This window comes from Mangrovivirga halotolerans (genome assembly GCF_026241165.1).
In the GTDB taxonomy this organism is placed as follows: Bacteria; Bacteroidota; Bacteroidia; order Cytophagales; family Cyclobacteriaceae; genus Mangrovivirga; species Mangrovivirga halotolerans.
Map to the genome: position 1 here is coordinate 111,049 of NZ_JAPFQN010000004.1, position 17,147 is coordinate 128,195.

Sequence of the window (17,147 nt, forward strand, 5' to 3'; positions counted from 1 at the left end):
ATTAGTTAGTTAAAATTGTATATACAGATTAATCCGATAGTAATACATTTGTAATACGAATTCCGACTAACACACCAGATGTCGTGTTTAGTTAAGATGTTGCCACCCGAATTTGGTTGTGACGGTGGATTAGCAGATTAATTGTCGGTATGAGTTTTCATGGTTGGGTTAATTAAACCTGTTTTCCTCTCGGGAAGACAGGTTTTTTCATTTCAGGAGAGCAGGAATATTACCAGGGTGAAAATCGCAAAAAGAATCGAGATTATCGATAAGTTGGCAAATGTAACCGGGTGTTTCTTTATAAAAAGTCCAATAATGCTTAATAAAATAGTGATGGCTGGAAAGAATATCAAAGTGCCGTAAATTGGTGCAGGGTCAGACACGAAATTAGCTGTTCCATCGATGCTATATAATTCATATCCTTTTCGCTTCCCAAAGAGTTTTGTTTTGAAAAGTTGAGCAGGCTCTGATTCGCTAAGTTCTTTGAATGGCCCGACTCTCTTTAGATAACTGCCTACCTCGATATTGTATATCATTCCCTTAGAAGGAACTTCCCGGACTTCAAAAGCATTAAAATAAAATTTGTCACCGGGTTCAATAGTTAGAAAATCACTCAATAGCAAAGCTCCAATAATAATTATTATCCAGTTAATAGTTACAAATGTTTTTTTATTTTGGATCAGAAACTCCTGGTTTTGAGGAATGTTTTTATAGTTATATTGTTGTCTGTGGGTTCGGTAAGGAGAATACTGATGCCATTTTGGTCTGTGGTTTGAAGGAACTACTCTTCTTGTGTCTCTTAGTAGTTCAGCATAATTAAGTTTATTATCATAGTCTTCTTTTTTTACCGGATTAGATAAAACGTCATATGCTTCTCTTATTTTAATAAATATTTCCTGTGCCTTTTTATCATTATTAACATCAGGGTGATATTGTGAAGCTAGTTTTCTATAACTCGATTTAATTTCTTTCAGAGAAGCATCTCTGGAAAGATTTAGTATTTCATAATAATTCTTATCCATAGGCAACTGCTAAAGTAACTTTAATTCAACATAAAAAAAAGAGTGGCCTTAGACCACTCTTTTTAATTGCCAGTTATGAAGTTTTTATTCAACTGTGACTTTTTGTGTTTCGGATAGATTCTTTGATTCCAAAGATATTGTATATTCTCCTTTAGGTAAAAAACTTAAATCTAAATGATCTCTGTAGTCATTAACAAAGTAAGAATCATAATATACTAATTTATTATCTTGATCATGGATTTTAATTTTTACAGTCGAATCAGTGTTCAGAGACACAATTGTCACCTTATTTTTTATTTTTTCACTTTCTTTAATAAAGGCTTTTGGTCTCATAAATTCTGGTTTTTCTAGAACGATCTTATCACTAGCTACCTCACCAAGAGTAGCAATCTCAACTGTATATTCACCATAGCCTAATCCAGACACATTAAATAGTTGGCTGATTTCAGTTTTACTGGTAAATGATGAGTAGACCTCTTTACCATTTGTGTCATAAATAGTTACATTGACTAAATGATTTTCAGGTTGACGAATATCCAATCGGAAATTTAATGGAGCTTGAGACATATGATCCAGGTCAAATGTTAAACCTGAACTCATTTTTTTAGGATCGAAGGTTTTGTCTTTGTTTTCATTAACTTCTGCAAAAGAAATAAATGAAGTAAGAAAGAAAGCAAGGGCTAAACTTAATACTGAAATTGTTTTTGTTAGAGTTTTCATGGCGTTGTATATTTTGTAGTTTTTATTAAATCAATTTGTGTTTTGTTTAATGCCAAAGCAATGCCAAATAGTGTTAAGTAGTTGTTTTTCAGTGGTTTAGATGTTTTTTTATTTGAAGGGCTTAATAAAAAATGTACGCTAATGAACATTATGGTTTCAATAGTGACACATATAACTTTTTAAAGGTGTTTAAGTAGCCAAAAAATGTGGGTTACCTGAATGCATGGACTGGTACCACAATCTGGGGGATATCCGATAAGACAAAAAAAAAGAGTGGCAAAAGCCACTCTTCTTTACGCACATGAAATGTCGTGCTACTTTTTACTTACAGTTGTTTTGTGAGAAAGGTCTTTATTTGTAGTGCTTATTATATAGTCACCCCAACGAAGATTTTTAATGTTTAATTTTTCATTAAAATCCTTCTCATTGATTTTATTTTTATAATATACTTTTCCTTTTGAATCACTAATACTTATATAAGTATCTTCAGAAAGGTTTCTGCCATAGATTACCACCAGATTTGTTTCCGGGTTATGCTTGACTAAAATTCGAGGTTTTAACACTTCCGGAAATTCATATTTTATTTTATCTGTGATTGTCTCACCTTCTGATGTGACTGAGATGCTATATTCACCATATCCAAAAAGAGACAGGTCAATTTGCTGATGATGCTTTTTATTACTTGTAAAAAATTTATACAAGATTTCTCCATCTTCAGAAGACAGGCTTACTATAGCAAGTTTGTTACTTGGTTGATCCAGATTTAATTTTAACATTAAATCCTTTTCTGATTTTTTTACTTCGAAAGAAAGTCCTGACTTGAACGTTTTAGGATCTAGTGATTTGGAAAAACCAGAAAATGAAGCGCAGAACAGAGCAATTATAATTATTGCATTGGCGATAGTTTTTATATTTGTTTTCATAACACTGATATTTATTTCTTTATAATATCAATGCCAAAAATTAGTCCAACATTATTTAATGTACTGTCTTACAGCGTTTTATGTAATTATCTCTATTGGTAAAGTGTAATAAAAACGGACATTAGGATTTCATTTTTATTCCAGTGCTTTTTTGTAAGCCTCATTATAGTATTTAGTCAATTCTTTCCAATCAAAAGATTCTGACAGATCTTCAGCTTTATTTCTCTGTATCATTCTAAATCTCCTCGAAGTCATGGTAAAATGAAGTAAGTACTGAGCGAGGTTCTCTACAGTTTTAGTTTCATTACCAGTTTTTCTTTTCAATACATTGACTCCCTTGTCTTCGTAATCTTTCATATTTTTTGAAACGTAATTTCCAAAACCCGAAAGATCTGAAGTGACAGCCGGTACCCCTCGTGCTATACATTCAAGAGGAGTATATCCCCAGGGCTCATAATAAGAAGGAAACACACCCAAATGACAACCTCTTACAAAATCTTCATAATCAATACCAAATAACGGATTGGTAGAATTGATAAATTCCGGATGATATACAACCTTCACCTTATCCAAAGGACTGTTAACAAATTGATTATCCCTCAGATATTTAAGAATGTCATCATCAATGTCGTTTTTAAGATTGTGTGTGACAACTATAGGCCATTGATTGGTTTTCCAGGATTGAAGAATTCTTCTATATCTAAGTTTCCAATATTCTTCCACAAAGTTATTTAAATCAGGTAAGGTGAAATTCTCCTGATCAGCTGCTGCAGAATAAAACAACTTTCTACCTACCTGCTCCTCAATTTTTTCACAGGTTTTATTTATTTCTTCCATCACTGCACGAGTATGCAGTACGTCTGGGTTAATGGACCATGAAGGCCTTGGTGTAATGAAGAAGAAGACCACTGTTTTATCGACCTTTTCTTTTTTCATCAGTTCATTTAGTCGAACTAAGGCTTTCAGAGTGATGTCATATCCTTTATTCTTGAATTCAAATCTCCCCGAAGTGAAAAAATACAAGGTATTATCGAGGTCAAAACTATAGCAATGGAAGAAATGTCCCATTACGAAATTATGAATCTTTTCTTTAAACTCTTCATGCAGGTTTTGTACCTCATGGGTAGCGCTAAATCGTTTTATATTTAATCCATTTGGAGTAATCAGATCAGGTTCTTTTCCAAGTAAATATTTGCATTCCTCACCGGTCAATTCGCTTACAGTGGTGAAAATATCTGCATTTTTAGCACAGGCTCTTTCCATTTGAACAATAGGGAGGATCCAGTATTTTTTTGCTTCCTGGTGCCAGTCGGTTGTTGGCAGGGATTTATAAAAATCTGGTTTGTTCATTGCCAGACTCCTTCCCAGTGCTGTCGCATGAGTAGTGAATACAGTTGAAATAGGGAGATTCATCTCTTTAACTCCCAATAATGGCACCCCTGCAAGCCATTCATGAACCTGGGCAATAGCCTTAGTATCTCCTTTTTTTTGTGATAGAACTGATAAAAAGGTCCTTACCTGATCACCCCACATCAAAATCTGGTCAAATAATTCATTATCCTCAGCAGAACTGATTCCAAAATTTTCGCTTAAACCTTTTTTTATTGTTTCCAGGCGATTGAAAGTTGCTTGTGGTTTAAGTAATATTATTTTAGGCCTTCCAGTGACCAGCCAGGTACCATATTGAACATCGTATCCCATATTTCTCATATGTTCAACTGTTGCACCTATAGGCCCGCTTAAATCATCTGTGGGGTCAAATTCATATTGATACTGATCTTCAACTGCAGGACCAATCAGAAAATAATTATCTCCCCACACTTCTTTTGTTGCAGGAACTTTAGAACGGATTACTGTATAAATTCCCCCAACTTTGTGGCAAACTTCCCAGGCAATTTCAATCAGATAAGTTGATTCAGTCATAACTTGATAGTGGTTTCCTAAAAGTTAGGAAATATTCCAGAAAATTGTATAAGTTATGTAACTAATCATTGCATGAGTGGTTAACATTTCAATCCTTTAAATAAAACAATTGATTAAATATGAAAAATATAGTAGTGCCCTTCCTTTTATTACTATTATTTAGCTGCAATGAAAGTAGTAATGAAAATGATCCTTTAGAAACAGTTTCGGTTGATCTTGAAAAGTATACTGGAAGATGGTATGAGATTGCTTCTTTCCCTAACACTTTTCAGGAAGGATGTAGTTGCACTTATGCTGAATACACTAAAAAGGAAGACTACATCCAGGTATATAATCATTGCCTTCAGGATGGTGAAGTAAGTGATATTTCAGGTAAAGCATTTCCTGCTGGTGAAGGAAAACTGAAAGTTCAGTTTTTCTGGCCTTTTAAAGGGGATTATTATGTTATTGATATTGGTCAAAATTATGAGTATGCTATGGTCGGTGCACCTTCGAGAGGATCGCTATGGATACTTAGCCGTACCAGAGATATGGATGATGAATTGTATGACAGGCTGTTAAAATTGGCTGAAAGTAAAGGATTTGATACGTCTGATCTTCAAAAAACACCACAGGAAGATTGTGGTTAGCTCTTTAATGTTTTTGGATAAATAGAAAATAAAAAGGCTAACAGAATATTTCTGTTAGCCCCCCTTTTAGAAGTGCATTTGCTACACTTCTATAAACTACCTGGTAAAGTCTTTCCTGAATTCAGTTTTTTACAAAAAAGAATGGAATGTAACTACACCACTATAGACCTCCCAGCCAGTTTTTAAATTCTTCAGAACTATACATTCCTTGTCCATCATGACCGATTCCTTCAACTATTATCTCAGAATGAGCATTTGAATTGGGATAGAAGTTATTCAGGTATCTGAGAATATTTTTACCTCGGTTAAATCGGGTGCTTCCTAATACAATTGCCTGGCAATCATCAGTATTCAAAGTAGGGTCTGCCTGATCTCCGTTGCCCAACAGGTAAATTACATTTCTTGTCCTCCATTGCAGATCAAACGACTCCTTAGATACACCTGATAAATATGCCGGTGTTGCCGAATAGCCATATGGCCAGAAATCTATTCCTGTACAATTTTCTACTGTGTAAAAAGAACTTGTAGATTCATTATACCTTCTCGCATCCGGATAATAAAAAAACTGACTATTGGCCACCATATAAGTAATTACAGGGTCTTCTACTTTGCTCGATGAAGAATATAAGTGCGTGAACAATCCTCCTGAACTATGACCAGTTACTACAATTTCGGTAAGGTTAGGAAAGTTGCTGTTATTTAACAGTTCTCCAACCATTTTATCGATTACTGTAAATGAACTTATAGATGTCGAATTACTACTATTGCCTCCCGATCTCCATCCTGATCCTGACCAGTAATTAAAGCCATTGCTTTGAGGAGTCTCCTCAAATGAAGGAGAGATGAGTAAAGTGTTTTCATGCATATTTAACTCACTCAGAGTGTTACTTAAGTAGTTAAAATAATCATCACCATTCCTGTTGATCCCGTGGATGACTATGATAGCTTTTGTGATATTTTCACTAATACCAAGTTCAGTTTGCAGGGGATAGTTAGCATAATAATTAAAATAAGATTCAGTGTTGTCATCGGCAATAATTGTAAACGTGTTCTCGCAATTCCCCCCTGATAAACAAGGATCATTGATTAGATCATTTTCAGCGGTGGTGAAACTAAGATTGAGTCCACCAGATAAGACACCTCCATTTGAACCTATTATTGCGCTATTTAGGATTAAATCGTAAGTAGTATTGTACTCAGCTCCAAGTTGAACGGTTATCCTGGTACTGGCATTTTGAAGAGATAAAGAATAATCTGCTTCTTGCGTTCCTGAAGAAATCGAAAAGTTATTTCTGAAAGCGTTCAGATCAATTGCAGAAGAAAATGTCAGAACTATTTCCGCAGTTGGAGATACCCCGGTCATACCATTTTGCAAGCTTGATCCATTGATCGTTGAAGATATTAAATTTATTTCCGGAGCCTGGTTTTCATCTTCAGAACATCCACCCGGAATGATTAAAATTAGAAATGAAAGTAAGTATAAATATCTCATTAAGAATGATTAAAATTTGGCCGGTGAGTATTTCCCACCAGCCAAATTAATTTGATTTATATTATTGACAGAAAGCATACGGGCAATCAGATGTTGCGTTTGACGTAGCACCTGCTGCACAATCCAGCGTATTATATTGCCATACGCCGCCTACCTGATATGACCAGGTACCTGAATATTCCCAGGCTTCTCCTGTTCCATCGACATTGGCATCACCATAGGTTTCTATTACTACACCATTTTCATATAGTTCAACTCCATCATCACCATTTTGGTTCATGGCATCAGATTGAACAACCAATGCATATCTGTTAATGCAATCACCAAAGTAGCTACCGATTGTCGCAGGCTCTCTTGCAATTAGTATATGATCACCTTCAGAAGCAGGCTCAGCAGGAAGGGTAAACTCTATTCCGTCTGTTCCACCTCCATTATTTGTAACTCCAACTCCATAAATACTCAAATCAGGAACATCTCTGTTGACCACTAAGTGAACTGCTTTACCACCATTTGTGCCAGATCCATCCCATAGTAAGGCCATAACACCTTTTAATGCAACCGGAGTGTCACATAGTGGATAAGTACAAACAGCATCGGCCATGGAAGTAGAGCCTACTGTACAATCAACGCCTCCTGTGATCCATTCAGATCCCAGCTTATAAGCCCATGAGCCGCTGTATTCCCAATCCATACCTGTACCATCAACATTGGCATCACCATACGTTTCTACTACCACGCTATCCTGGAATAATTCGATCGCATCATCTCCATTTTGAGTTGGTAATCCATCTTCGATCACTACTTCAAATCTGTTGAAACACTCTGTTCCGTAATAAGATTCTAAGGCTGCCGCTTCTCTTGTTATCAGGATATCATCTCCGGCATTAACTGAAATAGCAGGAAATGTGTATTCAATGCCATCAGTGCCGCCACCATTATTTGCTACACCCAGAGCATATTCGCTTAAATCAGCGATATCTTCAGTAGCTCTTAAGTGAATTGATTTACCACTGTTACCATCAGTTTCCCCGGTCCAGCGAATAGCAGTAACTCCTTTTAACTCCAATGAAGGTAATTTGTCAAAAATGGATAATTCGAAGTTATTGTTTATCTGTAGGTTTTGAATGTTGGTAGCACCAATTATTAAAGTTTCTTCTCCTTCAGCAACTCCATCATTTATAGTAGAAACTGTAAATGATTTTGATGTTTCTCCTGGTGCAAATGTAAACGTTACAGGATCAGCCGTAAAATCTGCATCTAACTCTGATGTTCCGGTGAATTCAAGATCAAAAGAAGCCTCTACCGGAATGTCCTTGTTAAGCGTGATGTTTACAACAGCCTCCTGACCTTCTTCTAAGAAGTCAACATCAGATGAAAAACTGATTACCGGAGCAACAAATTCTCTGGTGGTAAATTCAAATGTAAAATCATCTGTCATCGGATTTCCTTCCTGACTGTAATCTCCCTGAGGAAGAGTAATCACATAATCAGTATTATAATCCAATAGAGGAAAATTTAGTGTTACAAATGAATTTGTTTCATCGTAAGTAACTGTCTTAGTTGGATCTCCGCTAATAGAAAGAGCAGATTCAAATTCTGTCGGTATTACCGGATGTGAAAAGATCAGTTGGATTTCAGCTTCATTAGGCTCAATAGCTGTAGAACCTGAAACAGCATTTTCGCCGTTTGCTTTAACCAATATAACCCGGAGGTTATCAGATATTGCTTCTGTTTCGTCCTCACAAGCTATTGTGAGTATGAGGCAGGCACCAAGGAGTAATAATGACCGGCCTGCCATTGATTTGAGATATTTTATGTTAAATATTTTCATGGTTTATTTGTTTATTTGACTTGAGCATTAAACATTTCCGGAAACTGTGAAGGAACAAAATCCCATATTACCGGAAGAGCAAAATAAGTTACTATCGTTATCAGTAGAATTGAGATGATATTCATCGCAATTCCAGTTTTGACCATATCCCTGATACTCAGTAGATTTGAGCCGAAAACCACCGCGTTGGGTGGAGTAGCCACCGGTAACATGAAAGCGCATGAAGCGGCTACAGTAGCCGATACCATAATCATGTAGGGGTGGAGGTCAAATGCCGCTGCAATAGGAGCAAGGATTGGTAAAAGCATCGCTATCGTTGCCAGGTTACTGGTGATCTCGGTTAAGAAATTAACCATCGCTACCAGAACAAGGATCAATAAGATTAACGAAAGACCCTGCATGTAGTTTAACCTGCTGGCAATATACTCTGCAAGACCTGTATCTGTAAATCCTTTGGCTAGTGCTATTCCACCACCGAATAAGATGATGATTCCCCATGGAATTTCTCTGGCATCTTTCCAGTTGATGATCGGTTTTCCCTTTTTAGAGGAAGGAATTACAAATAGCGCAAGTCCACCGATCATTGCGATGATTGTGTCATCAACTGCAGGAATTACTTTCTCAATAAAAGATCGCGATATCCAGGCTACAGCTGTAAAAATGAATACAACCAGCACTGCTTTTTCTTCATAAGACATCTTACCCAGGTCTTCACGGAGCTTTTTCAACTGATCCATACCACCTGGAAATTCTTCTTTCGAAAAATCAAAGGCATATCTCACCAGGTATCTCCAGCAAATGATAAATAAAACGATCGATAATGGCAATCCAAAAGACAACCACTGAACGAAAGTAATTTTAACATTATACACCTGCTCGAGTATTCCCGCTAAAACAAGGTTTGGCGGCGTACCGATCAGCGTGGCAAACCCACCGATACTAGCGCTGTACGCTATTGCAATCATTAGAGCTTTGCCAAAGTAACTTTTACCTTTTTTGCCATCTTTAAAAGTCACCTGTGATATGATCGCCATTCCTATTGGTAACATCATCACTGATGTCGCGGTATTTGATATCCACATCGATAAGAATGCTGTTGCGATCATAAATCCAAGGATTATACGCTTCAGGTCTGCGCCGATCACATAAATTATATTCAATGCGATTCGTTTGTGCAGATTCCATTTTTCTATTGCTATCGCGATCATAAATCCACCCATATAAAGAAAGATGTATTTATGCCCATAAGCAGATGATACCTCTCCAATCTCAATCACGTTGAGAAGCGGGAAAAGTACGATTGGTAATAGTGCCGTTGCTGCAATTGGTAACGCCTCTGAGATCCACCATACTGCCATCCATATTGTAATGGTCAGTACATTAAATGCCTCAGCGTTCATTGATTGCGGCCGGCCGATCAGCTGGAGAATCAAAAAAAGCAGTGGACCAGCAATGATAAATACATTCCGTCTACTTACTGGATTCATATTCCCCCTTTCCTGACTTAGCGATCTCCATTACTATAGCTTGTAAGTAATCAGCTTGTAGTTGTGGCTGGATCATTAAATACAATTTCTGTCCGTTACGGTCTGATGTTTTGATTCGCTTAGGAATATCATCTACCGGAAGACCTGTTAACTGATTAAAAAACATACAGGCAGTCAGGTAAGTACCCGTAGGAGAAGGATGAGTACCATCCGGATCGAATAAATCGATATCCGGATTGTTTTGCCTGGCCATTTGCCACGCCTCTCCAACCGGAACGAGTTTAGTGCCGGTCTCCTCAGCCAATTTTTTATATGCTTTTTGAATCGTATCAAACATCATTGGATTTGCTTCACGTGCCCAGGTCATATATAAATAGGGTTCTGCACCCTGTTCCCTGGCCAGTTCTATGAATTTTTTTCCATATTCCATAAAGCTTTCCGGGTTATTAATCGAGCTCATACTATGATTCTGAAACACGATAATATCCCATTGCTGACTTTTGATGATTGAAATCGTTTCGAGGTCTTTCTCTCCCTTCCAGTGCTGTTCCAATGAGGTGCCGCCCTCAGTAGATTGACGCGCAATCATCGGAAAATCCTGGGTTTTTGCCATTTCCTCAACTACCTGCGGAAGGTTCCAGAAATAAGTATAACTGTTACCAACAAATAATACTTTTAGCGTATCATTCTGTGCAGAAAGTGGTGATGAGACTAATAGCAAGAAGACCCATAACACTATATATCTATTCTTCATTCTCGATTTCATCTAGCAATTTTTATTATTGATTAACAGGAGTAGGATCAAAAAGACCTGGAATCGGATCCGGAGTACTACTGTTTCTGTCAATTTCAGATTGAGGATAAATAAATCGTTGTGGTAGTTCATTTCCTGTGTTAGGTTGAACTGGTACTCTTACAATAGATTCATTGATTGTTCTTCTCATATCGTTAAACCCTTCAATCTGTCCAAACAAGGTGATATATCGTTCTTCAAGGATTTCTCTTAAGAGCGCATCATCCTGAGAAATACCATCCGGGTTTTCAATGCCTCCGCTTTGAAAGTCAGCTTCTACGTAAGCTTCATAAGTTACGTCTGCAGGGTCCAGGTTCATATAGCCTCCACCATTCATGAATGCTCTATACTCATTTAATGCGGTAAGACCCTGGTCAAACGTACCAGTTCTAAGAGTAGCTTCAGCAATGGTCAATAAATTCTCCTCATAGGTTATTATCGGAGCATCAGCATCCCTGGCTGCCCAACTACCAGATTCATCATTGGGTTGAAAACCAATATCATTATTTTGAAAATAGTAATTGTATCTTCCTGTTTCATCAGTTTTAGCATTCCCACGATACATCATCGGATTAGGGTTTTCAGTATCATCCGGATTCACCAGGCTGATCATAAAGTCAGATACTACCAGGTCTGCACCCCGGCTTTCATTAAAGAATAATTGCCAGGTCAGGTTTGAATTATCGATGGCACTACCTGCATGTGGAGCCATTAATGATGATTCAAGACTTGAAATACCTAGTTGAGCTGCTGCAAGCGCATTTGCATATTCTTTAGTGTGCATATAATATCTTGCCTTCAAAGAATAAGCTACTTCAATCCATTTTGTGGCATTACCATTAAAATAGATTTCAGATCCGGAAGGAGGTACTCCAGTACCTGCAGATAAATTATTTATTGCTTCATCAAGCAGGGTTTGAAGTTTATCATAAACTATTGTTTGATCTTCGTATACCGGATTTTCAAATTGTAATTCACCGGCTTCATCAAAGGGGATGTCACCATAAAGAGAGGCACTTGTTCCCAATGCCATCGCTTCCAATAGTTGGGTAATTCCAATAGCTACGCCTTGTACTCCTTCTTCTTCAGCTTGAGTACGGGCTACTTTTGCATTTCTTAAAGTATTGACAAATGCATCATCCCATAGGGCGTCAAAAGCATCTGCTGTAACCTGGTAATTTGTCACCCCTTCATATTGGCGGTCAATACCAGTATAATACCCATTGAGGATGCCTGCTCTTCTGGCTGTTTCCCCGGTTTGCAGAACAATATTCCCAACTTCTGATCCTGTTAGAATATTTTCATAAGGTGCTGAAGTAGGGTTATTAGGGTTAACATTCAATTCTGGCTTTACAATATCATCACAAGAAAATATTGCAAGCGTACTAAGTATGTATATATATTTCTTAAACATGATCTTGCTGATTAAAAGTTGATTCCTAAACTAAACACATAAGATTTTGTGCCTGGATTATTGAAATAATCGGTTCCACCATATGGTGTAATACCATTAACATTTGTGTCCGGATCATTTCCTTCAAAATCACTCCATAGAAGGAGATTTCTGCCTGTAACAGTAAAATTCACACCTTCAATTCCTAAATTATTCAGGCCTTCATTTTCTAAATAGTATGAAAGCGACAATTCTCTTAGGCGTGTCCATGATCCATCTTCTATATAAAGTTCATCGATACCATTACCAAAAAAGCCTCCAGGACCATTGTACCAAGGTTCTGTTAATGCTACAGGTCCTGCACCAAAATCCTTCACTACACCTCTAAAAGTGGTTCCAGCCGGAATAACATTTCCGCTGAAGTCAACCAGGTTTTGATCAAATGTAGTTTCGATGGCTGAATCTTCCCAGCGTCCGAGGTCGTACAGAACAGATTTGGTTCCAGCAAAGATATCGGCTCCCTGAAAAGTCTCGAATAGAGCAGTTAAAGTGAAATTTTTATAAGATAATGAAGTTGAAAGGGCTCCTTGCCAATCCGGAAGCGGATTGCCAATTACACCCAAATCAGAATCCAGAATTGGGAAACCAAATTCGTCAAATACAAGATTGTTTTGATCATCGCGCAACATCTTAGATCCTCTTAATACTCCTATTGGATATCCTTCAACTGCATAATTTGCAACCGAATTTAACCCACCTGGCAATTCAATGGCATTAACACCTCCTATATCGGTCACTTTATTTCGAAGACGGGTGTAATTTAAATTGATATTCCAGTTCCAGTCTTCAGTAGTTAATATTCTGTATCCCATTTCAACTTCCCAGCCTTTGTTTGAAATCTCTGCACCATTTGCATATATCTCATCGTATCCGCGGCTATTGGCAATAGGGAAATCGAGCAAAACATCTTCGGTTACATTATCAAAGTATGTTGTGCTTAGTGAAAGCCTGTTTTTAAAGAACCTAAGGTCAATTCCTATTTCAGTTTCTTTCTTTCGTTCAGGTCTTAAATCAGGATTTCCAACACTCGTGCTAGGAACGAAAGTTCCATTACCATACAATGGAGTAAATAACGATCCACCAAATTGATCACTATAATTTGGTGTAACATATTCGTTTCTTGTTCGGTAGAGTTCAGGCTGAACCCCTACTTCACCATAAGAGAATCTTAATTTACCAAAAGAAATCGGCGATAAATCCAAGATTTCAGTAAACTGCCATGCAACAGATATTGAAGGGAAAAGGAATTGATTATCCGATTCAGAGCCAAAAGTAGAAGCTGCTTCTGCTCTAAAAGTACCAGTTACATATAATTGATTAAAAGCTTCAGCAGTTATTGAAGTGTACACTCCAGCTGTTCTTTGACGAAATATTGCACTGGCACTTCGTCGATTTTCAGGTAATGCATTACTAATATCCCTGGTTGTACTGGCAACATCTGTAAATTGAATGAAACTCTCAATCTCATTTGCTTCTACTCTTCTCATATTACTATTATAATTAAATCCCACAAGGCCATTTAATGAAAAATTCTCGCTAAACTGATGTCTTGCTTTAGCGATGAAATCCATGTTTAAAATAGTATTTGTAGCCAGGTTAGTACCGAAAAGACCAGTTCGATAGGCTCCTGCTGCTGATCCCGGAGTGAAAAACTCCTGTCTGCGTTCACTGTAATGATCAAGACCTACACGTCCGATAAGATCCAACCATTCTAATGGAGAATAGGTCAAATTTATTGAGTTTATAAATCGATCGACAACCGCAATGTTTTCCTGTTCTTTAATAGTCCATAGTGGGTTATTATATCCAGGACTAGTACTTTCCCCTAACGGGTTTCTATATGCCCTTTGTCTGTTGGTAATAGGGGCTGCATCAGGTGATTCATAATAATCACCGCGGTATCCGGAAATGTCAAAATCGGGAGCATTTCTTAAAAGACCTAAATAAAGTCCAGATGAACTGGCTCCTCTTCTGATTCTATTAGAACTAGTTCTGGTATAATTAGAAGTTGATTTAAAGGTGAATTTATTCCCTAAAAGATGTTCAGTATTTAATCGAACTGTAGATCTTCGGTAATCAGAATTGTCTTTAATAATTCCCTCCTGATTCATATCACTGACGCTGAAGAAAACACTGCTATTTTCCCCACCCCCTGTAACTGATATGTTATTCTCAAAAAAGTGTCCGGTTTGAAATACCTGGTCAAAATTACTATCGTCAAATATCTCCTGAGATCTTTTGTCGATAATAGGATACCAGGCATTCCCATTCTGATCAATGAAAAATTCCCCGTCAGTATCCAGAACATCGCTTCCTCCTTCTCTTTCTGAGATCTTATCCCCCCAGGAATCTCTCGCACCCTGTTCGTAAATTCCATTGTCTCCCTGACCGAACTTAGATTGGAGCGGGTATCTTCTGTTAATCTTATCTATAGAATAAGTACTTTGAACTCTTACTTTTACTTTCTGATTATATTTTCCGGATTTAGTAGTAATTACAATTACACCACCTAGCGCCTTGGTTCCCCATAAAGCTGCCGCACTAGCCCCTTTTAGTACAGTCATACTCTCAATATCATTGGGGTTAAGGTCATTTAATCTGGATTGCTGTGCAATTCGACCATTGCCGTTTCCTCTGACGTCATTACTGATTGGAACTCCGTCTACTACTATTAGTGGACCAGTAGGCCTCAGAATAGACGACATTCCTCTTATTTGAATAGCTGCACCTGCACCGGGATCACCACTATTTCTTGATATTCTAACGCCGGAAGACTGACCACTTAATGAATTAATAAGTGTTGGTTCTTGTTGTCTGGTAACGGCATCACCAGATACCACCGTGTTGGCATAACCAACCTTATCTTTGTCTTCCTTGAATCCAAGGGCAGTGACTACCACCTCTTCCAGTTGTTCAAGGTCTTCCTGCATTATTACATCGATAGTAGTCCTGTTGTTTACAGGTACTTTTTTAGTAGTAAAGCCAACAAAGCTGAATACTAAGGTTGCGTTTGGATCAACATCGGAAATTGCATACCGGCCTTCAACATTGGTCGTAGCTCCTTTCGATGTTCCTTCTTGAATAATTGTCACTCCTATTAAAGGCTGTCCTTCATTATCCACAACACGACCGCTCACATTGATCTGAGCAAAGGTTGTGAGGTGAGTAAAGAAACCACAAGCAAATAATAGCAGTAAATGCGATTTGATTTTCATGTTTACTTGATTTAGGTAATTTATAAGGGTTAACTATTCGTTTGAATTTGATTTTTACCGGGGCATATTGATAAAACTCCAATTCACACTCTATTTCTAAGTATAAAGGGAAAAAAATAAAAAAGTGGCTTTTTAGTAAACTATAAGCGTTTTTAAGGAATTTTATCGATTTTCAACGATTCGACTCTTCAATTTTTGTATTGTTTAAGTGACACTTTTCCTTATATTTAAAATCTAATGGAAGATTTGCATTCAGAATTTGTCAGGAAGCTCTCAAAACTGTTCGGATCATATGATAAAGAACATAAAAGATTTGAAAAGAGCAGTAACTCCGAAATAGCCAGGGAGCTAGGGTATAGCGACGCCCAATTTTCACGATTGATCAATAATTCTGCCTCTGAAGGTGAGTATCACAGAGCCATCCAAAACGTCGAGCGGATATTAAGGATCAATCACCTTGAAAGAAAAGTTGACTCACTCGAAGGTAAGCGAATCCCCTATGTGAAATACGGTATTATTTTAGTTGGGATTGTCATTGCAGCTTCCGTGATTTATTTTGGTATACGACTATCATCTAATACATCTTCTGCAATTCAGGTATCAGAAACTTCACGGGAGGATATGCTTAACTGGGCTTTTGAAACCTCATTTATTAATTCTTATCGCAAGCTGGATGATATGCCTGCTGATTGTAACATTCCTTGCTATAAGTTGCAAGGTAAATGGGAGCTGGATCACACATATAAACTCCCTTTTTTCAGAGAAAGAAATGGTTTTCATTACCTAGCTACTAATGTAACCATGTATTCCAGATGCTATACTGAAAAATCACCTGATGGTAGATTGCTTGAAGGGTATGAATATCAGCAACATGAAATCTGGTACGACAAAAGGGAACTTCCCTTTGATACCTTTCTTGAAGAGACGAGAGAAACCGGATTAACTGAAGAATATCAGAATTTAGAATTTAAAGAAGATGAAAATTTTGTAAAGCTTGCTACGCTCCATACATTTTTCAGAAATGAATTTGAAATAGATTCAGGATTCATGTACAGAACCGGAAAAGTGATCGGAAGGGACCTTGAATTTTCAGATAATGAAGAACTACTCGAATTACTCGGTTCGGAAGAATTGATCAGAGATATAAAAAATGAATTAAATCAGATCGCAGCTAACCGATTAAAAGATTTCAGTCGCCCGATATCTTGTACTCCTGCTAAGCTACCCCGTGAAGATTTTCATGAATACAGCGATGGAGACCGGTTATCTTTCAATTGTAAACTGACTACCTCCCGAATGTCTATTGATTATACAAAAGCCTATCGGTTAGTTGATCAGTTTATTAAGAATAAATGCAGAGAGAAGGTCGTTTCGAATTGAGGGGAGTTAGTTATTGGAGATTTGTTATTAAGTTATTAGTACCCTTCACTCGAAAATGGAGAACCTCTTAGATGCTGATAGGCTATGCCTCGTCGGTAGGATTTACGAGGATTGAAAAAGATTCACAGGATTGCTCTTGACTCGAATAAGAAAATAAACCGCAATGGCGCAAAGGTCGCAAAGCTAAAAGCCCTGACACTGTAAGTCGTCAAGGGGAAAAACAGCAAGCTGTTTATATTATTCACCATAGAGGATTTGGAGAACACAGAGATAATTGCT

The 17,147-nt window shown here is 37.4% G+C and carries 12 protein-coding genes; 2 read left to right on the top strand and 10 right to left on the bottom strand.

Translation table 11 applies throughout. The features are described 5' to 3' along the window. Positions 1 to 212: 212 nt before the first annotated feature. The 4 genes from OO013_RS20160 to OO013_RS07130 form a co-directional block, all read right to left on the bottom strand. On the bottom strand, positions 213 to 1,022 hold the full coding sequence (locus OO013_RS20160; protein WP_305067205.1) for a J domain-containing protein: 810 nt from the start codon (positions 1,020 to 1,022) through the stop codon (positions 213 to 215). 84 nt (positions 1,023 to 1,106) lie between these two features. Next, complete coding sequence (locus OO013_RS07120; protein WP_266056027.1) at positions 1,107 to 1,742, bottom strand: T9SS type A sorting domain-containing protein; 636 nt, start codon at positions 1,740 to 1,742, stop codon at positions 1,107 to 1,109. Between the two features lie 314 nt (positions 1,743 to 2,056). Next, positions 2,057 to 2,665: a T9SS type A sorting domain-containing protein gene (locus OO013_RS07125; RefSeq protein ID WP_266056028.1), complete on the bottom strand. Its 609-nt coding sequence runs from the start codon at positions 2,663 to 2,665 to the stop codon at positions 2,057 to 2,059. A gap of 135 nt (positions 2,666 to 2,800) precedes the next feature. Beyond that, positions 2,801 to 4,588, bottom strand: a complete 1,788-nt coding sequence (locus tag OO013_RS07130) for a glycosyltransferase (protein WP_266056029.1) — start codon at positions 4,586 to 4,588, stop codon at positions 2,801 to 2,803. Between the two features lie 119 nt (positions 4,589 to 4,707). Here OO013_RS07130 and OO013_RS07135 point away from each other — a divergent pair, with 119 nt between their 5' ends. Beyond that, positions 4,708 to 5,217, top strand: coding sequence for a lipocalin family protein (locus OO013_RS07135; RefSeq protein WP_266056030.1), 510 nt, complete (start codon positions 4,708 to 4,710; stop codon positions 5,215 to 5,217). A 160-nt stretch (positions 5,218 to 5,377) separates the two neighbouring features. On the opposite strand, the gene OO013_RS07140 is transcribed toward OO013_RS07135, so the two are convergent. From OO013_RS07140 to OO013_RS07165, 6 genes are all read right to left on the bottom strand, one after another. Continuing rightward, positions 5,378 to 6,709: an Ig-like domain-containing domain gene (locus OO013_RS07140; RefSeq protein WP_266056031.1), complete on the bottom strand. Its 1,332-nt coding sequence runs from the start codon at positions 6,707 to 6,709 to the stop codon at positions 5,378 to 5,380. A gap of 61 nt (positions 6,710 to 6,770) precedes the next feature. Next, entirely contained in the window at positions 6,771 to 8,540 is a 1,770-nt protein-coding gene (locus OO013_RS07145) for an Ig-like domain-containing protein (RefSeq protein ID WP_266056033.1), read from the bottom strand. Positions 8,541 to 8,551: 11 nt separating this feature from the next. Further along, the gene (locus OO013_RS07150) at positions 8,552 to 10,027 is read right to left on the bottom strand and encodes an SLC13 family permease (RefSeq protein WP_266056034.1); all 1,476 of its coding nucleotides are present in this window, start codon (positions 10,025 to 10,027) and stop codon (positions 8,552 to 8,554) included. After that, positions 10,011 to 10,781, bottom strand: coding sequence for an SGNH/GDSL hydrolase family protein (locus OO013_RS07155; RefSeq protein WP_266056035.1), 771 nt, complete (start codon positions 10,779 to 10,781; stop codon positions 10,011 to 10,013). Before OO013_RS07155 ends, OO013_RS07150 begins: the two co-directional genes overlap by 17 nt. 25 nt (positions 10,782 to 10,806) lie before the next feature. After that, positions 10,807 to 12,234, bottom strand: coding sequence for a SusD/RagB family nutrient-binding outer membrane lipoprotein (locus OO013_RS07160; protein ID WP_266056036.1), 1,428 nt, complete (start codon positions 12,232 to 12,234; stop codon positions 10,807 to 10,809). An 11-nt stretch (positions 12,235 to 12,245) separates the two neighbouring features. Next, entirely contained in the window at positions 12,246 to 15,488 is a 3,243-nt protein-coding gene (locus OO013_RS07165) for a SusC/RagA family TonB-linked outer membrane protein (protein ID WP_266056037.1), read from the bottom strand. Positions 15,489 to 15,725: 237 nt separating this feature from the next. On the opposite strand from OO013_RS07165, the gene OO013_RS07170 reads away from it, so the two are divergent. Then, on the top strand, positions 15,726 to 16,868 hold the full coding sequence (locus OO013_RS07170) for a hypothetical protein (RefSeq protein ID WP_266056038.1): 1,143 nt from the start codon (positions 15,726 to 15,728) through the stop codon (positions 16,866 to 16,868). Positions 16,869 to 17,147: the final 279 nt, after the last annotated feature.